Source organism: uncultured Brachybacterium sp. (genome assembly GCF_947500705.1).
Classification (GTDB): Bacteria; Actinomycetota; Actinomycetes; order Actinomycetales; family Dermabacteraceae; genus Brachybacterium.
Genome location: NZ_CANMSY010000003.1, coordinates 125,211 through 148,546 on the forward strand (window position 1 = coordinate 125,211; position 23,336 = coordinate 148,546).

Annotated in this window: 17 protein-coding genes; 8 read left to right on the plus strand and 9 right to left on the minus strand. The window is 68.9% G+C overall.

Annotation, left to right across the window (positions count from 1 at the left end; genetic code table 11):
• Window positions 1–34: 34 nt before the first annotated feature.
• Window positions 35–1,228 carry a xylose isomerase gene (xylA, locus tag Q0937_RS06705; protein ID WP_299301294.1) on the minus strand — a complete coding sequence of 398 codons (1,194 nt, stop codon included), beginning with the start codon at window positions 1,226–1,228 and terminating at the stop codon, window positions 35–37.
• A gap of 166 nt (window positions 1,229–1,394) precedes the next feature.
• Here xylA and Q0937_RS06710 point away from each other — a divergent pair, with 166 nt between their 5' ends.
• Both Q0937_RS06710 and Q0937_RS06715 read left to right on the plus strand, forming a co-directional pair.
• Entirely contained in the window at window positions 1,395–2,579 is a 1,185-nt protein-coding gene (locus Q0937_RS06710; RefSeq protein WP_299301297.1) for an ROK family transcriptional regulator, read from the plus strand.
• A 515-nt stretch (window positions 2,580–3,094) separates the two neighbouring features.
• Window positions 3,095–4,762 carry an extracellular solute-binding protein gene (locus Q0937_RS06715; RefSeq protein WP_299301300.1) on the plus strand — a complete coding sequence of 556 codons (1,668 nt, stop codon included), beginning with the start codon at window positions 3,095–3,097 and terminating at the stop codon, window positions 4,760–4,762.
• A 114-nt stretch (window positions 4,763–4,876) separates the two neighbouring features.
• On the opposite strand, the gene Q0937_RS06720 is transcribed toward Q0937_RS06715, so the two are convergent.
• Window positions 4,877–5,938: a LacI family DNA-binding transcriptional regulator gene (locus Q0937_RS06720; RefSeq protein WP_299301303.1), complete on the minus strand. Its 1,062-nt coding sequence runs from the start codon at window positions 5,936–5,938 to the stop codon at window positions 4,877–4,879.
• Between the two features lie 210 nt (window positions 5,939–6,148).
• Here Q0937_RS06720 and Q0937_RS06725 point away from each other — a divergent pair, with 210 nt between their 5' ends.
• Window positions 6,149–7,132, plus strand: coding sequence for an acetylxylan esterase (locus tag Q0937_RS06725; protein WP_299301306.1), 984 nt, complete (start codon window positions 6,149–6,151; stop codon window positions 7,130–7,132).
• A gap of 62 nt (window positions 7,133–7,194) precedes the next feature.
• Here Q0937_RS06725 and Q0937_RS06730 read toward each other — a convergent pair whose 3' ends face one another.
• The 4 genes from Q0937_RS06730 to Q0937_RS06745 form a co-directional block, all read right to left on the minus strand.
• Window positions 7,195–8,379: an endo-1,4-beta-xylanase gene (locus tag Q0937_RS06730; protein WP_299301309.1), complete on the minus strand. Its 1,185-nt coding sequence runs from the start codon at window positions 8,377–8,379 to the stop codon at window positions 7,195–7,197.
• Window positions 8,380–8,506: 127 nt separating this feature from the next.
• Window positions 8,507–9,442 (minus strand): carbohydrate ABC transporter permease, encoded by a 936-nt coding sequence (locus tag Q0937_RS06735; RefSeq protein WP_299302467.1) that lies wholly within the window; start codon window positions 9,440–9,442, stop codon window positions 8,507–8,509.
• A gap of 8 nt (window positions 9,443–9,450) precedes the next feature.
• Window positions 9,451–10,425 (minus strand): sugar ABC transporter permease, encoded by a 975-nt coding sequence (locus Q0937_RS06740; RefSeq protein ID WP_299301312.1) that lies wholly within the window; start codon window positions 10,423–10,425, stop codon window positions 9,451–9,453.
• Between the two features lie 34 nt (window positions 10,426–10,459).
• Complete coding sequence (locus Q0937_RS06745; RefSeq protein ID WP_299301315.1) at window positions 10,460–12,133, minus strand: extracellular solute-binding protein; 1,674 nt, start codon at window positions 12,131–12,133, stop codon at window positions 10,460–10,462.
• A gap of 513 nt (window positions 12,134–12,646) precedes the next feature.
• Between Q0937_RS06745 and Q0937_RS06750 the strand changes: the two genes are divergently transcribed.
• Window positions 12,647–13,384, plus strand: a complete 738-nt coding sequence (locus Q0937_RS06750) for a DUF624 domain-containing protein (protein ID WP_299301317.1) — start codon at window positions 12,647–12,649, stop codon at window positions 13,382–13,384.
• Here Q0937_RS06750 and Q0937_RS06755 read toward each other — a convergent pair.
• Window positions 13,320–14,534, minus strand: coding sequence for an endo-1,4-beta-xylanase (locus Q0937_RS06755; RefSeq protein ID WP_299301320.1), 1,215 nt, complete (start codon window positions 14,532–14,534; stop codon window positions 13,320–13,322). The two genes, Q0937_RS06750 and Q0937_RS06755, sit on opposite strands and share 65 nt — an antisense overlap.
• Before the next feature lie 23 nt (window positions 14,535–14,557).
• Window positions 14,558–16,972 carry a glycoside hydrolase family 3 N-terminal domain-containing protein gene (locus tag Q0937_RS06760; protein WP_299301323.1) on the minus strand — a complete coding sequence of 805 codons (2,415 nt, stop codon included), beginning with the start codon at window positions 16,970–16,972 and terminating at the stop codon, window positions 14,558–14,560.
• Between the two features lie 359 nt (window positions 16,973–17,331).
• Between Q0937_RS06760 and Q0937_RS06765 the strand changes: the two genes are divergently transcribed.
• The 4 genes from Q0937_RS06765 (at window position 17,332) to Q0937_RS06780 (ending at window position 21,637) form a co-directional block, all read left to right on the plus strand.
• On the plus strand, window positions 17,332–18,585 hold the full coding sequence (locus tag Q0937_RS06765; protein ID WP_299301326.1) for a Gfo/Idh/MocA family protein: 1,254 nt from the start codon (window positions 17,332–17,334) through the stop codon (window positions 18,583–18,585).
• Window positions 18,582–19,328: a ThuA domain-containing protein gene (locus Q0937_RS06770; RefSeq protein WP_299301329.1), complete on the plus strand. Its 747-nt coding sequence runs from the start codon at window positions 18,582–18,584 to the stop codon at window positions 19,326–19,328. Before Q0937_RS06765 ends, Q0937_RS06770 begins: the two co-directional genes overlap by 4 nt.
• The gene (locus Q0937_RS06775) at window positions 19,325–20,407 is read left to right on the plus strand and encodes a Gfo/Idh/MocA family protein (RefSeq protein ID WP_299301332.1); all 1,083 of its coding nucleotides are present in this window, start codon (window positions 19,325–19,327) and stop codon (window positions 20,405–20,407) included. Before Q0937_RS06770 ends, Q0937_RS06775 begins: the two co-directional genes overlap by 4 nt.
• Before the next feature lie 63 nt (window positions 20,408–20,470).
• On the plus strand, window positions 20,471–21,637 hold the full coding sequence (locus Q0937_RS06780; RefSeq protein ID WP_299301334.1) for a Gfo/Idh/MocA family protein: 1,167 nt from the start codon (window positions 20,471–20,473) through the stop codon (window positions 21,635–21,637).
• Window positions 21,638–21,711: 74 nt separating this feature from the next.
• On the opposite strand, the gene Q0937_RS06785 is transcribed toward Q0937_RS06780, so the two are convergent.
• On the minus strand, window positions 21,712–23,283 hold the full coding sequence (locus Q0937_RS06785) for an aspartate:alanine exchanger family transporter (RefSeq protein WP_299301337.1): 1,572 nt from the start codon (window positions 23,281–23,283) through the stop codon (window positions 21,712–21,714).
• Between the last annotated feature and the right edge of the window lie 53 nt (window positions 23,284–23,336).

A 23,336-nucleotide genomic window follows, 5' to 3' on the forward strand; every position in this document is an offset into this window, starting at 1 on the left:
GCGGCAGCGCGGGGCCCGTCGGAGCCGCGCGAGGTCAGGCGCGGAAGCCGAGCAGGTGCTGCATGGCCAGCTGCTGCAGGCGCACGAAGCCGAAGTTGCGCTCGCCGGCCTTGTCCGCGTCGAAGTCCTCGAAGGTGGAGCGGTCCGCGAGCAGGTCCGCGAGCGACTCGCCCTCGGCGAGGGTCGGCTCGGCGAGCTCCTCGATGCCGGAGTACGTCAGCGCCTCCTGGACCTCGGAGTCCTGACGGAACGCCAGGGCGCGCTCCTTGAGCATCAGGTACATCTCCATGTTCGCCGCGGCGGAGTCGTACTGACCCTTCTCGTGCTCGGTGCGTGAGGGCTTGAAGTCGAAGTGACGGGCGCCCTCATAGGCACCGGGCTTGGACGGGAAGCCGTTCTCGAGCAGATCGACGGTGAAGAACGCGCTGATCAGGTCGCCGTGGCCGAACACGAGGTCCTGGTCGTACATCGGGCCGTGCTGGCCGTTGAGGTCGATGTGGAAGAGCTTCTCGCTCCACAGCGCCTGGGCGAGCCCGTGGGTGTAGTTCAGCGTCGCCATCTGCTCGTGGCCGGTCTCGGGGTTGATGCCCACGATGTCGCCGTGCTCGAGCTGCTCGATGAAGGCCAGGGCGTGACCCACGGTGGGCAGGAAGATGTTGCCGCGGGGCTCGTTGGGCTTCGGCTCGAGGCCGATGCGCATGTCGTAGCCCTTGTCCTTGATGTAGCCGGCCACGGTGTCCAGGCCCTCGCGGTAGCGCTCGAGCGCGGCGAAGAGGTCCTTGGAGCCGTCGTACTCCGAGCCCTCTCGGCCGCCCCACATCACGAAGGTGGTCGCGCCGAGCTCGGCGGCGAGGTCCACGTTCGCGAGGACCTTGCGCAGCCCGAAGCGGCGCACGTCGCGGTCGTTGGAGGTGAACGCGCCATCCTTGAAGACCGGGTGGGCGAAGGTGTCGGTGGTGACCATCTCGATCACGAGGCCGGTCTCGTCGGTGACGGACTTCAGCTGGTCGATGATCTTCTGGCGCTCCGCGGGAGTCGCATCGAAGGGCACCACGTCGTTGTCGTGGAAGGTGAAGCCCCAGGCGCCGAGCTCGGAGAGCTTGCGGATGTGGGCGCTCAGCTCGAGCGGCGGGCGGGTGGCGGAACCGAACTGGTCGCGGGCCTCCCAGCCGGTGGTCCACAGACCGAAGGAGAACTTGTCGTCGCGAGTGGGGGTGGGGGCGGCCATGGAAAGGCTCCTTCGTCGTTGCTCTTGGCGTGCTCTCGGCGTGCTCTCATCGCAACGCCGCTGTTAGTAAGTTACCGTAACTAACGCGGTCGTGCCAAGCTGTTCCCAGATATTTCGGGTCTGCATGCCGCAGCTGCCCGCATCGGAGTCGGCGAAAGGGGCATAGGTGCAGTCCACCCATCTGCGTGAGCACAACCTGTCCGCGATCCTGATCGAGCTGGCGACGGCCTCGTCCACGTCCTCCCCGATCTCCCGTGCCGGGCTCGCCAAGCGCACCCGACTCACCAAGCCGACCGTCTCCAAGCTGGTCGAAGAGCTGGTGGACGCAGGCCTGGCCGAGGAGGGCGCGCCGCTCTCCGCCGGGGCCGGGCGGCCGATGGTGCCGCTGACACCCGCCCGCGGCACCCTCTTGGCGATCGGGCTCGAGATCGCCGCCGACCATGTCGCCTGCCTCGGGATCGACCTGTCCGGCGACGTGCTGAGCCACCGCATCGAGTACCGGAAGGTCACCGCGACCTCCGCCGAGGAATCGATCGACCTCGCCGCCGAGCTGGTGGGAAAGGTGCGTGCCGACGCGGGCGATCTGCCGGTGGTCGAAGTGGTCGTCGCCGTTCCCGGCCGTATCGCCCCGGATGATGGCCGGGTGCTCTCGGCCCCGAACCTCGACTGGACCGAGGTGCCGCTCGTGGGACGCCTGCTCGCCCACCCGGAGCTCGCGGGACTCTCGGTGCGCGCCCAGAACGACAACCGCCTCTCCGTGCTCACCGAGATCGATCAGCGTCCCGGCGAATCGTTCATTTACCTGCGAGGATCAACAGGCATCGGCGGCGCAGTGGTGCTCGACGGCGCACTGATGACCGGCGCTCACGGCTGGGCCGGGGAGTTCGGGCACACGGTGATCGAGCCGGGCGGCGCCACCTGCCGCTGCGGCCGACAGGGCTGCCTGGAGGCCTACGTCTCCTATCACGCACTGCGGGAACGGGCGGGGCTCAGCGACGACATCCTCATCGAGGACCTGGTCGATGCGCTCGCGCTCACCCGGGACCGCGCCGAGGTGATCGGCATGATCGGGCGCTCGCTGGGCCTCGCGATCGCGAACGCCCTGAACGTGCTGGACCTGACCACCGTGGTGCTGTCCGGCTACCTGGCCCCGATCGCCGACGAGCTCGAGCCGGTGATCCGCGAGACCGTGGAACGCCACGCCCTGGCGGTCGAAGCCGGCCCGGTGCGCATCGAGCGCTCGGACGGCCAGGTCGACCCGGCCCTGCATGGCGCGGCGCGCGCGGCGCTGCAGCCGGTGTTCAACGCCCCCGGGGCGTGGATCACCCGCGCGCACCACCTCACGGCCTGAGCCGCAGCCACCGCCGCAGCCGCAGCTGCGACGGGAAGGCCGACGGGACCGGTGCCACCCACCCCGCCGGGGGGAGCGAAACTCCGCGATCCCACCGCACGTCCTGGCGGCTCGACAGGGCGCCGTGCGGTGACCTCACCACCAGAGACACTGCATTGCCGTGCGCGCAACTTTTCGATGGCTTTTCAGAATCAGATCATCGGCTCGTCTGTGGCGCAATGACCACGGTGACCTGCGGTAGCGCCACGGAGCGCACAAACTTTCACGTTTACTGCAATGCCCTTGACCACCCGTCGACCGCTCCCTACTCTGGTGACGAACCTCCCATGGATTGATAGTTTTCGAGAAACTTTCCATTCCATGGGACGGGACGAAACGCGGCAGGGACGCTGCGACCGGTCCCTCCCCGACGGGCAGCCTCGCCGCCAGCTCACTGCTGAACCTGCGTCGACGGATGCTCGGCCGTGCACGATGCTCCACGAATCCGCTCTCTCCTCACTCCCCAGGAGTTCCCGATGATCACCCCCCGCTCTCCGCTCACCAGCCGCCGCACCTTTGTGGGCCTGACCGCCGCGGCCTTCGGCACCCTCACCCTTGCCTCCTGCGGCGGCTCCGAAGAGGTCGAGGTCGACCCCGCCGCCCAGAACGTCGGCGCGATGGAGACCTTCGAGGCCGATCAGCAGTTCATGGCCACCGAGCCGATCACTGTCTCGATCCTGTGGACGGACTGGCCCGAGCAGCCCGTCAAGGAGACCTGGCAGGTCTTCGACCGCATCAAGGAGCTGACCAATGTCCAGCTCGAGCTCACCCACGTCCCCTTCAGCGACTCCGTCGAGAAGCGCAGCCTGCTGATCAGCGCGGGTGATGCGCCCACGATCATCCCCCTGATCTACCGCGGCGACGAGACCCCCTTCGTCTCCTCCGGCGCGATCCTGCCGATGAGCGACTTCGTCGAGCACATGCCCAACTTCCGCAAGTACGTGGAGGAGTGGGACCAGGCCGAGATGGTCGAGAACCTCAAGCAGGCGGACGGGAAGTACTACATGCTTCCGGGCCTGCAGGAGGTCTGGGTGCCGTCGTTCTCCCTGATCATCCGTACGGACGTCTGGGAGGAGATCGGGATCGGGATCCCCTCGACCTGGGATGAGGTCCACGAGGGCCTGCAGGCCATCAAGGAGAAGTACCCTGACTCGCTCCCGCTGGCCGACGGCTTCGAGGGACAGTCCCTGATCAACTACGGCGGCTACTCCTTCGGCACCCGCGCCGGCTGGGGCTTCGGGGACGGGACGATCGGCGGGCAGGACGGCGAGCCGCTCCGCTACGCGGCGACCACCGAGGAGTACAAGGCGATGGTCGAGTACTACCGCGCCCTCGTCGCGGAAGGTCTGCTGGATCCCGAGACGCTCACCGCCGCGAACGACGGCAGCGGTGCCGGCGGGGTCGCGGAGAAGTTCGCCAAGGAGGTCTGCTTCGCCGCCTCCGGCTCCTCCGGCACGGCCATCGAGTTCGCGCAGGCCCTTGACGAGACCGTCGGCGAGGGAAACTACGACCTCCGGCTCATCCCGCCGCCTGCCGGGCCGGGTGGGAACATCATGGGCCCGCGCAACTTCTGGCACGGCTTCATGCTCAACTCCGAGATCGCCGAGTCCGCGAACTTCTTGGCGATCCTCCAGTTCCTGGACTGGCTGTACTTCAACCCGGAGGCGCGCGAGATGCAGCGCTGGGGCATCGAGGGCGAGACCTACACCAAGGCCGAGGACGGCACCATCGAGCTGATGGAGGGCTACTCCCTGGATTCCTTCGACCTGAACGTCGGCGCCGGGACGGATCTGCTCAAGGACCTGGGCTTCTCCACCTTCCTGGCCGAGGCCACCGAGTCGCGGGCGCTCAAGGAGTCCTACAACTCCGCGGAGTACACCGAGTACATCGACGGCGTGACCGAGAATCTCGAATCGATGCCGCCGTGGGCTCCGGCACCGCTCGAGGAGGCGGAGCTCGAGCAGGCGTCCCTGATGGCGACACCGCTGAAGGACGCCGTGGACACCGCCACGCTGCAGTTCATCCTCGGCGAGCGCGACATGGGCGAATGGGAAGCCTTCACCGCGGAGCTCGAGGCCTCCGGACTGCAGAACTACATGGACCTGATCAACGGCGCCCGCGAGCGGTTCCTCGAGGGCTCCTGAGACGACGCCGCTCCGCCGCGCGGGCGAGAGCTCCCAGCGCACCATCAGGGCGGGCGTGCTCCGGAGGTCAGGGATCCTGTTCCCCCTCCGGAGCTGTCGGCCCGCGGGGCACCGTCAGCCGTCGGCCCGCGGGGCGCCGTCAGCCGCCGACTCCCGCGGAGCCGTGGACTCCCGCTGGATGAGCATGGTCTCGAGCTTGAAGGGATGGGCGAAGAGACCTGGGTCCGAGGACAGCGCCAGCAGGCGCTCGATCGCGACCTGTCCCATCGAGAACAGCGGCTGGCGCACCGCGGTGAGCTGCGGGTGCGTCCATTGCGCGATCATCGTGTCGTCGAAGCTGATCACGCTGAGCTGCTCGGGCACCTCGACTCCGAGCTGGCGGGCGGCGCGCAGGGCCCCGACCGCCAGGGTGTCCGCGACGGCGAAGATCGCGGTGGGCGGGTCGGGCAGCTGCAGCAGGCGCTCGGCGCCGCGCTGACCATCTTCGTAGGAGAAGTTCCCGTGCTCGATGAGGTCCCGCTCCCACTTCACGTCGGCCGCACCGAGCGCTGAGTGGTAGCCCTGGAGCCGCTGCCGTGCCGGGACCGAGTCCTCCGGGCCGGCCAGCACACCGATCCGGCGATGCCCCTGGTCCACCAGGTGCTGGACGGCGGTGGTGCCGCCCTCCCAGTTGGTGGCCGAGATGGTGACGATCCCCTTGACGTCGGGGTCGATGGAGACGGGGTCGATCGCGATCAGCGGCAGCGAGAGGTCCCTGCTCCAGCGGGCGTGCCGAGCGCCGATCGGGGTGGTCACCAGGACCACTCCCTCGACGCCGCGGGAGGCGACCTCGGCCATCCAGGCCCGTGACAGGCCGGCGGAGGTCTGGTCGCCGCTGACGACGATCAGATCCACGTTCGCGCGGTGCGCCGCCTGCTCCGCCCCTTCGAGGACCTGCAGCGAGTAGGGGCTGGTGAGGGTGTCGAAGTGGATCAGTGCCGAGCGGCGCTTGTCCCCTTCGCGGCGCTTGGGCTGGTAACCCAGCTCTCGTGCGGCCTCGGCCACGATCTCGCGGGTGCGGTCGCGCACGTCGGCGCGGCCGTTCATCACCTTCGAGGCGGTCGCCAGCGATACCCCGGCCTTCTCCGCCACCTCTTTCAAGGTGACCCGTCCGGTTCGCGTCTCGCTCTGTGCCATGACTTCACCTCTCCCGTGCCCGGGTGGCTCCGCCATTGGAGCACCGCATCGCACCTTACCCGCGCGAACGAACCTTGACCGGCCAGCACGCGAACTCTAACCTGGTCGTACCTTAACTTTCAGTTCACTATTTCGCCAATTTTCGCTGGTTTCACCACGCCGGGAGCGGTCGTCGACGACCACCCCGCGCACTCCTTGGAGGCATCCCCTATGGCCCTGTTCGACATGCCGCTCGAGGCCCTGCGGGAGTATCGTCCGACGCTTGAGGAGCCGGCGGATCTCGAGGACTTCTGGGACCAGATCCTTCGCCAGGCCCGCGCGGCTTCCGCCCCGATCCTCGCGCAGGAGCGGGTCGAGAACGGGCTCACCCTGGTCGACACCTGGGACGTCACCATTGCGGGGCACGACGGCACCCCGGTGCGCGCCTGGTACAACCGGCCCTCCGGTGCCGCTGAGGGCCTCCCGGTGATCGTCGAATATCTCGGGTACGGGGGCGGTCGGGGGGAGCCGCTCGAGCGCCTGGCCTGGGCCGCCGCCGGCTACGGGCATCTGCTGATGGACTCCCGCGGGCAGGGCTCGGGCTGGGGCGCGGGCGGACACACCGCTGACCCGGCCGGTTCGGGCCCGGCCGCCCCCGGGGTGATGACCCGCGGCATCGAATCTCCGCACACCTCCTATCTCACCCGCCTGCTGACCGACGCGGCACGGGCGGTCGATGCCGCCCGCGTCCTGCCCGGCGCGGACGGCCGGGTGGTCGTCACCGGGAACAGCCAGGGCGGCGGCCTCGCGCTCGGCGCTGCCGGGCTGGTCCCCGATGTCGACGCGCTGATGACCAACGTCCCCTTCCTCACCCACATGCGTCGGGCCACCGAGATCACCGATGCAGATCCGTACCAGGAGATCGTGCGCTACCTGGCGGTCCATCGAGGGCTCGAGGAGCAGACCTTCCGGACCCTGGCGTATGTCGACGCCCTGCACCTGTGCCGCCGCGCGACCGCGCCGGCGATGTTCTCGGTGGCGCTGCGGGACGTCATCTGCCCGCCCTCCACCGTGTTCGCCGCCTACAACCTCTACGGCAGCGCGACCGGGACCGATCCGGAGCGCGAGATCGTGGTCTACCCCTTCAACAACCACGAGGGCGGCGGTCCCGCTCAGCAGCGCCGTCAGCTCGATTGGCTGGGCGAGACTCTCTGAGCGCGGCCTCATCGAACGGCGCAGGGACCGATGCTCCGGCACCGGCCCCTGCGTAGTCCAGCTCAGCGCCGCAGCGCCGGGTGCCCTGCGCGGCCGCTCGCCTCGGCGAGCGCGTCCTGCACGGCGTAATAGGCGGGCTTGCGGGAGTAGTCGTCCCACAGCACGGTCGCCGCACCCTCACCGGGGAAGGTGCCCGGCACCCATGAATAGCGGTCCAGCACGCCCCACAGGGTCAACGACGAGCAGCCCTCCACGGCCAGCGCCGCCTCGGTCACGCGGCGGTAGTACTCGGCCTGCTGCGCGAGCTGGGCCTCCGTCGGCTCCCCGCCGTCGGGCAGGTCCATGCGCACATCGAGCTCGGTGATGGCCGTCTGCAGACCCAGATCGGCAAAGCGCTGGAGGTTGTCGGCGAGATCGCCCGGGAAGCCGTAGCGGATCGACAGATGCCCCTGGGTGGAGAAGCCGTGGACCGGGACCCCGTCGGCCAACAGCTCTTGGATGAGCGCGTAGTAGGCGTCGCTCTTGGGGTTGATGCCGTCGACGTTGTAGTCGTTGAAGAACAGCAGGGCATCCGGGTCCGCGGCGTGGGCCCAGCGGAAGCAGTCCGCGATGATCTCCGGGCCCAGCTCCCGGATCCAGAGGTTGCCCTCCGTGCGCAGCACGGCGCTGTCGTCGAAGATCTCGTTGACGACGTCCCACTGCTGCATCCGCCCGGCGTAGCGGCCGACCACGGTCTCGATGTGGTCCTTGAGGATCGCCCGCAGCTGCTCAGGGGTGAACCCGCCTTCTGCCACCCAGGCGGGGTTCTGGTTGTGCCACATCAAGGTATGGCCGCGCACCACCTGGCCGTGGGCCTGCGCGAACTCCATGATCGCGTCCGCGTCGACGAAGTTGAAGGTGTCCTGGGTGGGGCGGAGGTGGTCCCACTTCATCTGGTTCTCAGCCGAGAGCGAGGTGAACTCCGCGGCGAGCAGCTCGCGATAGGGCTCGTCGGCGGTGAACGGATCGGGATAGGGCCGGCTCAGGTGGTGGCCGCCGCCGGCGACGGCGCAGCCGATCTTCAGGGTGCTCCCGGCGGCGAAGGCGAGGTTGTCCTTCTTCGCGAGCCCCGGAGGTGTGTCCTGACCGTTCCCGGGCGGCTGCTTCGCGGGTCCCTGGCCGGCTCGGCCCGGGGCCGCGGCAGCGGGAGCGGCGACCGCGAGCGTGGTCGCGACAGCTCCGGCGGTGAGGATCTGGCGGCGTTTCATGGTGTCTCCTTCGACGTCATCAACGGGGGAACTGCGAATGGATCCTGCATCAGTGCTGCTGCAGGGGAACTGCGACTGCTCGTGCAAGCGCCCCGCCGGCCGCGGACGGCAGACGGGGCGCGGGGGTTCAGCCCTTGACGGAGCCGAGCATGATGCCCGAGACGAAGTACCGCTGCACGAACGGGTACACGCACAGGATCGGGATCAGGATCAGGATCATCGTCACCGACTGGATGTTGGCGTTGATGGCATCGACGTTGCCGCCCGAGGCCGCGGCCCCCTCCGACGCTGCGGTGGAGGCCCCGGCTATCAGGTTCCTCAGGAACAGGGTCACGGGGAACAGGTCCGTCTTGTCCAGGTACAGGAAGGCGGCGAACCAGTCGTTCCAGTACTGCACCGAGTAGAACAGCACCATCGTGGCGATCACCGCCTTGGACAGCGGCAGCACGATCCGGAAGAAGATCCCGAACCAGCTCAGGCCGTCGATATGCGCGGCCTCCTCGAGCTCGGTGGGCAGGTTCTCGAAGAATGCCTTCATCACCAGCAGGTTGAAGACCGACAGCGCCGGCGGGAGGATCACCGCCCACATCGTGTTCTTCATCCCCAGCGAGGAGATGAGCACGTAGTTCGGGACGATGCCGCCGTTGAAGAACATCGTGAACACGGCGATGCCGATCAGCAGGCCGCGCCCCTTGAGGTGCTTCTTCGAGAGCACGTAGGCATACGTCGTGGTCAGCACCATGGCGATGGTGGTGCCGATCACGGTGTAGATCACGGTGTTGCCGTAGGCGCGCCAGAAGTTGTCGTTGTTCGCGACCACCTTGTAGGTGTCGAGGTTGAAGCCGACGGGGAAGAGGTTGACCTTCCCCGCGTTGATCGCGCCGGCCGAGCTGAACGACTGCGCGAGCAGCATGATGAACGGGTACAGCATCACCGCGCACATCAGGACCAGCACCGTCATGTTCACGACGGTGAAGACCTTGTAGGACGTGGAGTCCTTGATCCGGGAGGTCCGGGGCGCGACGGCGTTCTTGGGGTTCTTGCGCGGCGCATCCGGGGCCATTGCTTCGATCACCACAGGCTCGTCCCCACCAATCGCTTCGAGATGTAGTTGGCGGACATGACCATCACGAAACCGATGATCGCCTGGAACAGGCCGATGGCCGCCGCATAACTGAGGTTGTTGGACACCAGGCCCACCCGGTACAGGTACGTCGAGATGACGTCACCGGTGGAGTAGGTCATGGGGTTGTACAGCAGCAGGACCTTCTCGAAGCCGACGTTGAGGAAGTTGCCGATGTTGAGGATCAGCAGCGTGACCATCGTCGGCCGGATCCCCGGGATCGTCACGTGCCAGGTCTGCTGCCAACGGTTGGCCCCGTCGATGCGGGACGCCTCGTAGAGGCCGTCGTCCACAGCGGTCAGCGCGGCGAGGTACAGGATCGTGCCCCAGCCGACCGTCTGCCAGGCCTCGGAGGCCACATAGATGAAGCGGAACCATTCGGGCTTCTGCAGGAACGAGACGGCATCGCCGCCGAAGGCCTCGGCGATCTGGTTGACCGTGCCCTGCAGGGAGAGCAGCTGGTAGACCATGCCGACCACGATCACGACCGAGAGGAAGTGAGGCAGGTAGCTGATCGACTGCACGATCCGCTTGAAGTGCGTGCGCCGCACCTCGTTGAGCATGAGCGCGAGGACGATCGGCAGCGGGAAGCAGACCACCAGGGTCATGCCGCCGATGATCGCCGTGTTCGCGAAGACGTTCCAGAACGCGGGATCGTTGATGAACATGTCCACATACAGCATCCCGACCCATTCGTCGCCGAAGATGCTGCCGCCCGGCCGGAACCGTCGGAAGGCGATCACGTTGCCGAGCATCGGCAGGTATCGGAAGATCGCGAGGAAGATCAGCGGGGCGATCGCGAGGGTGTACAACGGCCAGTCACGCCGGAGCGACCGCTTCCACCCTCCCGGCCTGCGCTTCGGGGCCGGGGGCCGCGGCGCAGGATCCTGCGCCGCGACCTCCCGGGTCTCCGCCAGTGTCATGAGTTCAGCTCCTCCGTCAGGGTCTCCGCGCCATTCATCCGTTCGCCTCGACGAAGCGGTCGCGAGCGGTGTTGAGCAGCTCGAGGTAGCGCGGCAGGCCTGCGGCCTCGAGCTCGCTCTTGAAGGCGTCCCACTCGCTCATGTCGCGCTCGCCCATGATGAACTGAAGGGTCGCCGTGTCCACGGAGTCCTTGATCGGGGTGGCCAGCAGCGAGGCCTGCTCGAGTTCGGTCTCGTCCATGGGCTTGGGCGGGTACGGATCCCGCGGGGTGCGCGTGGAGAGGACGTTATCGATGTACTCGACGAACTCGGGGGTGCTGTAGGACTCCTTGAGGGCGCGGGACTCGGTGGACTCGGCTGGGAAGGTCGAGAAGCCCAGATCGGTCTTGATGTCCGTACCGGCGCCGGCGTTGATCGCGTAGTCGTCCAGCGAGAAGCCGTCCATCAGCTCGATGGTGCCGTCCTCGGCCTTGGTGTAGTTGACGTCCTTCTCGCCCCAGCGCAGCATCTCGCGGGCGTCCGGGTTGTAGTACAGCCAGTCGAGGAACTGCAGGGTGGCCAGGAAGTTCTCGGACTTCGTGATCTGCGAGTTGAGCATGAACCCGTGCCAGAAGTTGCGCGGCTCGACGTGCTCGCCGGCCGGCCCTGCGGGCGGCGGGATCAGGGCGACGGAGTGATTGCCCTCGCCGACGGTTTCGTTCAGTGCCTGGCTGAACTCGATCGCGGTGCCGGAGGAGCCGGAGGCGGCGAAGCAGGTCTCGGCCGCGAACTTCTCGGCGACCGACGCCGCACCGGAGCCGTCGTTGGAGGCGGTGAGGGACTCCCTGTCGAGCAGGCCCTCCTCGACCAGGGTCCGGAACAGCTCGATCATGGTCTTGTACTCGTCGGTGATCGCAACGTAGGTGAGCTTGCCGTCGGGGCCCTCGATCGAACCGTCGCCGAAGCCCCAGCCGCCCTTGGTGAGCCAGGCGTGGGAGGCGAAGTTGAAGAGCGCGCCGCCCTCGAAGCCGTCGGCCAGCGGGGTCGAGTCGGGGTACTTCTCCTTGATGAGCTTGAGACCCTCGTGGAGTTCATCCCAGGTGTTCGGCACCGCGCCGGTGACCTCCTCGAAGACATCCTTGCGGATGACGAGGCTGAACACGGGCACCGAGACCTCCTGCAGGCCCGGCACCATGTAGTACTTGCCGTCCTCCTGCTTGAGGTTGCCGATCATGTCGGCGAGGTCCCATTCCTCGACGTACTTCTGGAAGTTCGGCATCTTGTCCACGTAGTCGCTCATCGGCACGACGGCGCCCGAGGAGACGAACGGCGCGTCCTCGCCGGTGTAGACCAGCGGGATCAGCGTCGGCGCGTCACCAGCACTGATGAGCAGGCTGCGCTTCTCGGTCGCATCGCTGAAGGGGATGTGCGTCAGCGTGATCTCGACGTTCGTGAGCTCCTTGATGTGATCGAAGAGCCGCCAGGTGTCCTCGACGGGGACCTCGGGCCAGTCAGTCCACAGCATGCTGACCTGGATCGGCTCAGTGGCCTTGAACTGGGTATCCGCGGTGTAGTCGTCCATCGCGCCGACGTTCTGGGACTCGACGTCGACCTCCTCACCGGAGTCGGAGCCGCAGGCGGCCAGCGCGACCGTGGCGAACGCCGCGGCGGAGAGTCCGACGAAGCTGCGTCGGGTCGGCGCGAAAGGGAAGTGGCGAGGCGTGTTCATTGCCGTCTCCTCGTGAGTGTCGGTGCCGGACCGGGCGGTGCGGCGAGGGCGAAGCGGATCGAGCCGGTGCTGCGGGTACGTCGACGCTCAGGCGACGCCAGGCCACCGAGGGTGGGCCGAGGGTCGGACCGAGCTGAAGGGGTGAAGCTCTCGAGCAGGGGTCTCGCCGGCGACTGTGCCAGCGCGATTGCTGAGAATTTCGTCAAGCTTTCGCTGCGACACACAACTTAGCCGTGGATGTGACCCCGGTCAAGAAGTTCACGAAAATTTGATAGCGCACCCAGTCCCTTGCCCGACATCAGCATGACCTGGGAATTCATGCACTGCAGAGATGCCTCACAGGCTCCATCAGGCCCCGCGAGAAGGTAACATTCGTGCAACTAGGGCTCGACAGAGACCGAAAGTTTCGAGAAGAATGGGTTTCCGCCGCCCGGAGCGGCAGACTGCAGGTCTCCGGACACTGCATTTCTCGACTCTGCCCGTCCCAGACCCCGCCCATCTCCAGGAGGAGCAATGACGCCACCCCGCCGCCCGCGAGGGCTGTTCACCGAGCTCACCGAGGGCGTCTACTGGTTCCTGGTGATCGACGTGATGCTGGTGCTGGCCGCGGCGCCGACCCTGCTGGGGTGGACCCTGCTCGCCCCGGGGCTTCTGAGCTCGCTGGTGTTCGTGATCGCGGCGCTGCCGCTGCTGCCGGCCATCGCCGCGGCCCTGTACGCCTGCAGTGCCTGGCGCGAGGACCACGAGCTGATCCCGGCGCGGCAGTTCCTGCGCGGCTATCGCCTCAACGCCCTGGACAGCCTCCGGGTGGGAGCCCCGGTGCTCCTCGTGCTGGGCCTGGCGGCCCTCAACCTCACCTATGCCGATGCGGTCGGCACCAGCATGCTGAACATCGTGTTCCTGGTGGTGGGAGCCGCCTCGCTGCTGGTGCTGGCGCGGGCGCTCTCGATCGTCTCCCGCTTCAGCTTCCGGGTACGCGACGTCTTCCGACTCACTGCATTCACCCTGCTGGTGAAGCCGCTGTCGACCCTGGCGCTGGTCTCGCTCGGCGTGCTGACGCTCGGGATCATCCTGCTGATCGGTGAATTCCTGCTGCTGGTCACCGCGTCCCTGCTGGTCTTCGCGCTGTGGGCCTCGGAGCGGAAGGTCGCGGAGATGCTCACGGACCAGTTCGTCAGCCCTCCGGTCAGCTCTGCGGAGAGCTCCCCGCAGGGCTCAGCTGCTGATGCCCGCCCCCTCGAGGAATCGTGAACTCCACAGACTCCCCCACCTCCCCGCCGAGATCGAGCCGGTAGTCCCCGGCGAAGCCCCGGACCGTGAGGACCCCGTCGGCGTCGCTGCGCAGCTGGTGGCTGCCGGTCCACCACTCCTCGTGGATCAGCTGCTTCAGGGCGTGATAGCTCGGCTTGGGCGTGCCGTCTGCGCGCACCAGCCCGGCGGGGGCGCCGAGCCAGGCGCCGGCGTCGCCGAGCCCCCAGTAGGTCAAGGATTCGACCGCGGGCTGGGCGAGCACGGTGCGGTAGTGGCGCACCAGCTCGTCGGCCTGTCGCTCCTCGCCCTCGGACGTGGACGGCCAGGAGTCCACGACGTAGTCGTTGAGGTCGACGATGTGCGCGGGCATGATTTGGCCGGAGAGCAGGGTGGTCTCGGTCAGCTGCACCGGGAGGCCGAAGCGGGAGAAGCGGCCGATCACCTCCGCGATCTGCTCCTCACCGCGGTAGCCCTTGTGCATATGGGTCTGCACGCCGATTGCGTCGATCTCCAACCCGGCCTCCAGGCACTCCTCGATGACGTCCTCGAAGGCTGAGGAGAGCTCGAAGTCGTTCAGCACCAGCCGTGCTGAAGGATCCGCGGCGCGGGCGGTCTCGAAGGCGAGGCGGATGACATGCATCCGGCCGCGCGCTTGGGCGAGGCGGGTGACAGCGTTCTCCTCCGCCTCGAACACCGGGAGGATCACGGTCTCGTTGATCGCGTCCCACTGGTCGATCAGGCCGGCGAAGTCCGTGGCGTCGCGGGTGATCCGGTGACGGATCGCCTCCTCGACCGCGGCGGGGTCCTTGTCGAGCAGCCAGTTCGGGGCGAGGGTGTGCCAGAGCAGCGGATGGCCCTTGAGCCGCACCCCGTGCCCGCGCAGCCCTTTCGCCAGGCGCTGCAGCCGCTCGGTGTCCGGGGCGCCGGGGGTCTGTTCGAACCAGCGCCAGTAGAAGGGCAGGGTGGCCATGTTGAACAGGTCCAGCCACAGCCTGGTGTGCTCATCGGGCTGCTCGGGCTGCAGCTCGAAGCCGGAGCAGCCGAAGCCGAAGGCGTGGGAGATCTGAGTGACGCGGGCATCCTCCCCGGCTCTCGCCGCACCGTGCTCGTCCACCAGTCGGAGCCGGAAGGTCTCGGTGCGTTCGGCCATGACGTCCTGGTGAGCGGCACTCATCACAGAGCGCGTCCCATCGTTGCTGCGGAGCTGCTCGGGGCCAGCTGATCCTGCGAGCGCAGCGCGAGCGGCGATACGACGGCCGGGGTGTCCAGCACGTGCCGTCCGGGGCTGAGGACCCGGACCTCTCCGCCGATCCGGAAGGAGCCCTCCAGCGTCACGTCCTCGCTGCTGGAGCCGAGGCGCACCCGGAACTCGCCGGGCTCGACGATGCGCTGCAGGTCGGGACCGGTGAAGGAGGTGCGGTCGGCGTGCAGCTGGAAGCTCACGCGGGCGCTCTCCCCGGCGGCGAGTCCCACCTTGGTGAAGCCGACCAGGCGCTTGAGCGGTCGCACCACGCTGGCCACGGGGTCGCTGAGGTAGAGCTGGACGACCTCCCTGCCATCGCGACCGGAGGTGTTGGTGACGGTCGCGGAGATCTCGACGGTGCCGTCGGCAGCGATCTGCTCGGAGGAGAGTTCCAGGTCGGAGTACTCGAAGCGCGAGTAGCTCAGGCCGTGCCCGAAGGGGAAGAGGGGCTTGGGGTCGAGGTTGGAGATGCCATCGCTCTCCCAGGCGAGCACGGGCGAGAGATAGGTGCCGGGCTGACCGCCCACTCCGTTCGGGATGCCGATGGGCAGGCGACCGGAGGGGTTCACCCGGCCGGAGAGCACGCCGGCGATCGCGCTCGCACCCTCCTCACCCGGCATGAAGGCCTGCACGATCGCATAAGCACGGCCCTTATAGGCGCCGAGTGAGTACGGGCGGCCGGTGACCAGCACCAGCACCACGGGCGTGCCGGTGGCGAGCACCGCCTCGACCAGCTCGTGCTGGGCTCCGGGCAGCTGCAGGCTCTCGACGTCGCAGCCCTCGCCAGAGGTGCCTGCGCCGAACAGTCCGGCGAGGTCGCCGACGGCGAGGACCGTGAGCTCGGCGGCCTGCGCCGCCGCGACCGCGGCAGCGATCCCGGAGGTGTCGGGGTCCAGGAAGTCCGTGCCGGCGGTGGTGGTGAGCGACGCGCCCGGGAACTCCGCGCCGAGCGCCTCGGTGAGGGTGGGCACCTGCACGGAGGTGCCGTTGTCCTCCAGCCGGGACAGGACGTGGTTGGTGAAGCTGTAGCAGCCCAGGAAGCTGCGGGGCTGCACGGCGGCGGGTCCGATCAGGGCGATCGACGCGGGGCTGGCGGGGCCAGCAGGGTCCTGCGGCTCAGGGGTCGGCGTCAGCGGGAGCAGGTCGTGAGGGTTGTCCAGCAGGATGATCGACTCCTCGGCCATCCGCCGGGCGAGGGCGCGGCCCTCCGCGGAGTCGAGATCGATCGTCTCGCCGGTGGTGGCGGCGTCGAAGTCCGCATCGAGCAGGCCCAGCTCGACCTTCTGGCGCAGGATCCGGCGCACCGCGGTGTCCAGCACCTCCTGCTCGAGCTCTCCCTCGCGCACGGCGGCGACGAGGTGAGGGTAGGTGGTGGTCTCGGGCAGCTCGACGTCGAGCCCAGCGCGCAGGGCGGCCAGCGCCGCTCCTCGGTCGTCCTCGACCACGCGGTGCATGGACTGCAGGAAGCTCACTGCCCAGTAGTCGGCGACCACGGTGCCCTCGAAGCCCCAGGTGTCGCGGAGCAGCTCGGTGAGCAGCCAGTGGCTGGCGGCGGGCGGGGTGCCGTCGATGTCCGCGTAGGAGTTCATGACGGCGCCGACCTCGCCGTGGCGCACGGCCATCTCGAAGGGGACCAGGTCGATGTCGTGCAGCTCGCGCATCCCGATGGAGACCGGGGCGTGGTTGCGGCCCGCGCGGGAGGCGGCGTGGCCGGCGAAGTGCTTGAGGGTGGCGATCGTGCCCGAGGACTGCAGGCCGCGCACGTATTCGGTGGCGAGCACGCCGGTGAGATAGGGGTCCTCGCCCATCGTCTCCTCGATGCGGCCCCAGCGGTAGTCGCGCACGATGTCCAGCACCGGTGCGAGTCCCATGTGGGCGCCGATCGAGCGCATGTCGGTGCCGATCCGCTCGCCCATCTCCCCGATCAGGGCCGGATCGAAGCTCGCGCCCCACGCGATCGCGGCGGGATAGGTGGTGGCCCCGTGGGCCATGATCCCGGTCAGGCACTCTTCGTGGACCAGGGCCGGTATGCCGTGCGGGGACCCGTTGACCACGGCCTGCTGCATCGTCCGCAGGTTCTCCACCCCGTCCTCGCCCTCCAGCGGGGCGCTCCCGTAGGGACGGGTGAGATGGCCGAGCCCGCCCTCGACCGCGGCCTCGAAGGGGTCCCGGCCCTCCTCGAAGGTGGACTGCATCGGGGCGAATCCCTCGGCGTCCCCGAGCGTCGGCCGCTTCCAGTAGCTGCCGAGCTGGGCCGCTTTCTCCTCGAGGCTCAGCTCCGCGAGCAGCGCGTCGACGCGCTGCTCGGTGCTGAGGCTCCGGTCATTCCACAGCGGAATGGTCATGACGCTCCTTCGCACGGCCCGTGACGGTTGCGGTGGGCGAGGCGACGACGACGTCGACCTGTTCGCTGCACCTACGCCCCGGAGGCATTTTCAGTCTAGGTTTAGCAACCTTTTCGGTTGCTTTCGGTGGCGCGAGCGTACGACAGGGGGGAACATGGGGTCAACAGCCTCTCTCCGATAGGGTGGGCGCAGAGCACTCCGAGGTGGCCCTGGCGCTTCGGAATGCGCTGTCATAGCCTTACTACGCTGGTCGCGACACTTCTCGGCACCGGCACGGAGTATGGACCCCGTCGGTTCGAATATCCCGCAGGCCCCGCTCATCTCGTCCGAAACTTTCACTCAGGAGTAGTGCTTCACCGATGACCACGACGCAAGACCGCACCGGCACCCTGAACGTCGGCATGATCGGCTACGGCTTCATGGGCGCCGCCCACTCCCATGCCTGGCGCAATGCCCACCGCTTCTTCGATCTCCCGCTCACCCCGCAGCTGCGCACGCTGGCCGGGCGCACGGAGAGCTCCCTGGTCGCCGCCGCCGAGCGCTACGGCTTCGCGCAGACCACCACCCGCTGGCAGGACGTGATCGACGATCCCGAGATCGATATCATCGACATCTGCACCCCGGGCGATACCCACTACGAGATCGCGATGGCCGCGCTCGCGGCGGGCAAGCACGTGCTGTGCGAGAAGCCGCTGGCGAACTCGGTCGAGCAGTCCGCGGAGATGACTGCCGCCGCGGTCGAGGCGCGTGCGAAGGGCGCCAGATCGCTCTGCGGCTTCTCCTACCGTCGCACCCCGGCGCTGGCCTACGCCCGCCAGCTGATCAGCGAGGGTGCTGTCGGCGAGATCCGCCAGATCCGTGCCCAGTACCTCCAGGACTGGCTCGCCGATGCGGAGTCCCCGATGACCTGGCGGCTGGACAAGGAGAAGGCCGGCTCCGGAGCGCTCGGCGACATCGGCGCGCACATCATCGATCTCACCCAGTGGCTCACCGGGCAGCAGATCGCCTCGGTCTCCGGCACCCTGGAGACCGTGGTCGCCACCCGTCCCGCAGCCGGCACCGCGCAGGGTCTCGGCGGCAAGGGTGACGCCTCCGCCGAGCGCCAGAACGTCACGGTCGACGATGTCGCCCTGTTCACCGCCCGCTTCGAGACCGGTGTGCTCGGCTCCTTCGAAGCCACCCGGATGGCGCAGGGCCGCAAGAACGCGATGCGTGTGGAGATCAACGGCGCCGACGGCTCAATCGCCTTCGACTTCGAGCGGATGAACGAGCTCGAGGTCTACGACGCGACGGCCCCGGCCGGACGTCAGGGCTTCACCCGCATCCTCACGACCGAGCCCGAGCACCCCTACGCCGCGGCCTGGTGGCCCACCGGGCATGGCCTGGGCTATGAGCACACCTTCACCCACCAGATCGCCGACCTCGTCACCGCGATCGGTGAGGGCACCGACCCCTCCCCCTCCTTCGAGGAGGCGCTGCAGGTCCAGCAGGTCCTCGCCGCCGTCGAGACCAGCTCGAACAGCGGCAGCAGCTGGACCACCACCGACCCCACGACCACCACCACGCCGGACACCAACACGCCGGGCACCACCACGGAAGAGACCACCCGATGACCACCTCTCGCACCTGCCTCGTCGTCCGCGGCGGCTGGGACGGGCACCAGCCCGTCGAAGCCACCGACCTCTTCCTCCCTTTCCTGAAGGAGAACGGCTTCACGGTCCGGATCGAGGACTCCCCCGCGATCTACGCCGACGCGGAGTACATGGCCACGGTCGACCTGATCGTCCAGTGCAACACCATGAACACCATCGAGCGGCCCCAGTTCGAAGGGCTGCGCTCCGCGATCGAAGCGGGCACCGGCATGGCCGGCTGGCACGGCGGCATCGCCGACTCCTACCGCAACGAATCCGACTACCTCACCCTGATCGGTGGCCAGTTCGGCTGCCACCCGGGCAAGCACCCTGACGAGCGCAAGGGCGAGCAGGCCGACAACTACGTGCCGTACACGGTGAACATGCTGCCCGCCGCGGCCTCGCATCCGATCACCGAGGGCATCACCGACTTCGACCTGGTCACCGAGCAGTACTGGGTGCTCGCCGATGACTACTGCGACGTTCTCGCCACCACCACCCAGAAGGTGCGCGAGTGGGACCCCTGGCACCGCGAGATCACCTCGCCCGCGCTGTGGACCCGCCAGTGGGGCGAGGGCCGGATCTTCGTCTCCACCCCCGGCCACCGCGTCGAGGTGCTCGAGGATCCCAACGTCCGCACCGTGATCGAGCGCGGCATGCTCTGGGCCGCCCGCGGCTCAGAGCAGCCCTACGGCGACCACGTGAAGGCGGAGGCGACCCGATGAAGGTGGGAATGATCGGCTGCGGCGTGATCGCTGCCCAGTACCTGGCGACCTTCGGCCACCTCCCGGACGTGGAGCTGGTGGCGGTCGCCGATCTCAACGCGGCCCGCGCCGAGGCGGTCGCCGCACAGCATGAGGGCGTGCGGGCGCTGAGCGTCGAGGAGCTGCTCAGCGACCCCGAGGTGGACACGGTGCTGAACCTGACCATCCCCGCGGCGCATGCCGAGATCGATCTGTCGGCGATCGCCGCCGGCAAGCACATCTACTCCGAGAAGCCCTTCGCGGTCACCACCGAGGAGGGGCAGGCGGTGCTCGCCGCCGCCGCAGAGGCCGGGGTGCTTGTGGGCTCCGCACCGGACACCGTGCTGGGCACCGGTACCCAGACCGCCCGGGCCGCGATCGACGAAGGCCTGATCGGGCTTCCCATCGCCGCCACAGCCACCATGGTCTGCCCCGGCCATGAGCGCTGGCACCCGCAGCCCGACTTCTACTACACGCCCGGCGGCGGTCCGCTGCTGGACATGGGCCCGTACTACATCCATGCACTGGTCACCCTGCTGGGCCCGGTCGCCTCGGTGATCGGCGCGGCCAGCCGCGCCCGCGAGACCCGCACCATCGGCTCCGGCCCGCGCGCCGGGGAGACCATCCCGGTCAGCACCGACACCCACGTCACCGCAGTGCTCGTCCACGAGTCCGGGGCGCTGTCCACGCTGGTGATGAGCTTCGACGCGGTCGCGACCTCGATCCACCCGATCGAGATCCACGGCAGCCAGGGCACCCTCGCGGTCCCCGACCCGAACCACTTCGCCGGAGAGGTCTCGATCCGACGCCTGGACGGCAAGGACTGGGAGGTCCTGCCGGTCTCGGCCGGCTACGAGGAGGCCTCGCGCGGGATCGGGCTGCAGGACATGGCGATGCGCGATGAGCAGCTGCGGGCCAGCGGCCGGCTCGGCCAGCACGTCCTGGAGACCATGAACGCGGTGCTCGAGTCCGCGCACTCGGGGACCCGGGTCGAGATTGCGAGCACCTGCGAGCGCCCGGAGGCGGTGGCGCTGACCGCGCTCGCACCCTCCGGGTCCTGACCCGTCCCCCGTAGACCCGTAGACCCGTAGACCCGTCGCCTCGCCCGAAAGGCACTCTCCTCCATGCTCTCCATCGGCATCATCGGCACCGGGAACATCTCCCGCGCCCACCTCGCCGCCTATCTCGAGTTTCCGGATGAGGTGCGGATCGTCGGCCTTGCGGACATCGATCCCGCGAAGGCCGAGGCGGCGCGCGCCGCTCATGGTCTGGAGGGTCCGGCCGGGACGCGGGTCTACGCCGAGGCGGGCGCGATGCTCGCTGCGGAGGACCTGGACCTGGTCTCGATCGCCACTCCCCCGGGCACCCACTGCGAGCTGACCGTCCAGGCGCTCGAGGCGGGGGTGCATGTGATCGTGGAGAAGCCGATGGCGCCCTCGCTCGAGGAGTGCGACCGGATGCTCGAGGCGCAGCGACGCTCCGGCAGGCTCCTCTCGGTGGTCGCCCAAAACCGGTTCCGTGACGACCTGGCTCAGCTGAAGGCCGTGCTCGAGACCGGGAAGATCGGTCGTATCGCCCATGCCCGCATCGCCTCGGCGTGGTGGCGCGGCCGCTCGTACTACGACCTGTGGTGGCGCGGGACCTGGGAGTCCGAGGGCGGCGGGCCCACCCTGAACCACGCCATCCACCACCTCGACCTCACGCTGTGGCTGCTGGGCCGGCCCCAGGCGGTCGCGGCGATGATGACCAACGCGGGGCACGACAACGCCGAGGTCGAGGACCTCTCCGCGGCGATCCTGCAGTACGAGCGAGGGCTCGCGGAGCTGACGAGCTCGGTGGTCCATCACGGCGAGCAGCAGGAGGTCGTGATCCAGGGAGAGCACGCCCGGATCTCCCAGCCCTGGGCGGTCGCCGCCGAGACGGCCCGGCCCAATGGCTTCCCTGAGACCGGCGGGAACGAGTCGCTGATCCAGGAGCTCGAGTCCCTCGCCGCCTCGCACGTCCCGCTCGTGCATACCGGCCACGCCGGGCAGATCGGGGATGTGCTCGCAGCGATCCGGGAGGAGCGGGCCCCGTTGATCGACGGGCAGGCCGGGAAGGACGCGATCGAGCTGGTGACCGCGATCTACGCCGCTGCGATCGAGCGCCGCACGATCGATCTGCCGATCCGGCCCGGGGACCCCTGGTACCGCGCGGGCACGCTCGTCCAGCGGGCCCCGCACTTCTTCGAGAAGACCGCCTCGGTCCGTTCGCAGGAGGGCGAGTCGATCATCGGCGCCACCCACGCGTAGAGGACTCCCTGGCCCTGCGCACGCGGGTCATGGGGCCGACGGGGTCGGGCCGACGGGTCACGGGTGCTGCCGCGTCACAGGTTCCAGATGACCGGGACCAGCAGGATCTTCACCACGATCGAGAACGCGAAGAGCGTGGCATAGGCGGCCTCGATGCGTTCGTCGGCCCGTCGGGCGTTCGCGGCCTCGAGCACCGCCGGCTGCCCGAGGAAGCCCGCCACCGCGCCCGCAGCGCGCGGAGCAGAGAGGTCCAGCACCCAGCGCCCGGCGATCACCAGGGCGAGGCAGCTCAGCGCCGCGACCACTGCGGACAGCACCGCCGCCCGCCACGCGGTCGGCGAGGCGAGCATGGTCGCGACCTCCGGCCCAGCGGTGAGCCCGAGCCCGGCGAGGAAGAGCAGCAGCCCCAGCTGGCGCAGCGTGCGGTTCGCGCTGCCCGGCAGCGCCCACACCACCGGGCCGGTGCGGCGCAGGGCGCCGAGGATCATGCCCACCAGCAGCGGGCCTGCAGCCGGTCCCAGCGAGAAGCTGCTCCCGCCAGGCATCGGGAGGCTGACCAGGCCCAGCGCGACGCCGAGCATCAGGCCGAGCCCCAAGGAGAGCGCGTCGAGCTCCCCCGCCTTGCGGTCCGAGTCGCCGAGGAAGGCGTGGACGGCGTCCAGCCGACTGCGGTCCACCACCACGGCGAGCCGGTCGGCCGGTTCGAGGACCAGGTCGTCGCGGGCCAGCAGCTCGAGATCGCCGCGCCGCACCCGGGTGACCACCGCGCCGAAGCGCACCGACAGGTTCAGCTCGGCGATCGAGCGGGAGGCGAGGTCGGGGTTGGAGACGGTGAGCCGGGTGAACTCCACCAGCGAGCGGTCATGCGCGATGTGGCGGTCGCTGGTCTCGCCGAGCTCGGCGGTGACGGCCTCCACCTGCTCGGGCAGGCCGACGGCGACCACCTCGTCCCCGGCCAGCAGGTCCTCACCGGGCACGATCACCCGCACCCTGCCGTCGCGGCGCAGGTAGGAGAAGCGCACCTGCTGCGCGTGCCACTGGGGGACGTCCCGCAGGTTCACCGAGCGCTGCACGCGCACCGTGGTCGAGGCCAGACCGGTGCCGGCCAGGGCCGGAGTGTCCTTCCGTCCCGGCCAGGCGCGGGTGACGATGCTCGAGACCAGCACGATCCCGACGATCACGCCGATCGGATAGCCGAAGGAGTAGCCCACCGAGGGCCCGGAGGTGCCGGTCAGGCGGGAGGCGGCGTCAAGAGCGGGGGCGGCGGTCAGCGCACCGGTGAACAGGCCGAGCGACAGATCGCGGGTCAGACCCAGCACCTGGCCGAGCACGAGGGTCGCGGCCGCGGCGAGCACGGTGCTGACGGTGGCGGCGGCGAGCAGCGGCAGCTGCCGGTTCAGGGAGCCGAAGAAGGCGGCACCGGCGGAGATCCCGACGGTGTAGACGAACAGGGCCAGTCCCAGGGCCTGGACGATCTCCATGCCCGAACCGAGGTGCGGGGCGATCGCGGAGAGAGCGAGGCCGGTGAACAGCGCACCGGCGGCGCCGAGGCGGATCCGGCCGAAGGGGATCGCGCCCAGCAGCGCGCCCGTGGCGACGACCAGGAACAGCGTGAGGAGCGGGCTCCCCTCGAGGACGTCGATCACGGTGCACCTTTCCCGTGCCCACGGCGGAGCACCGGATCCGGACGCCTGTGCGC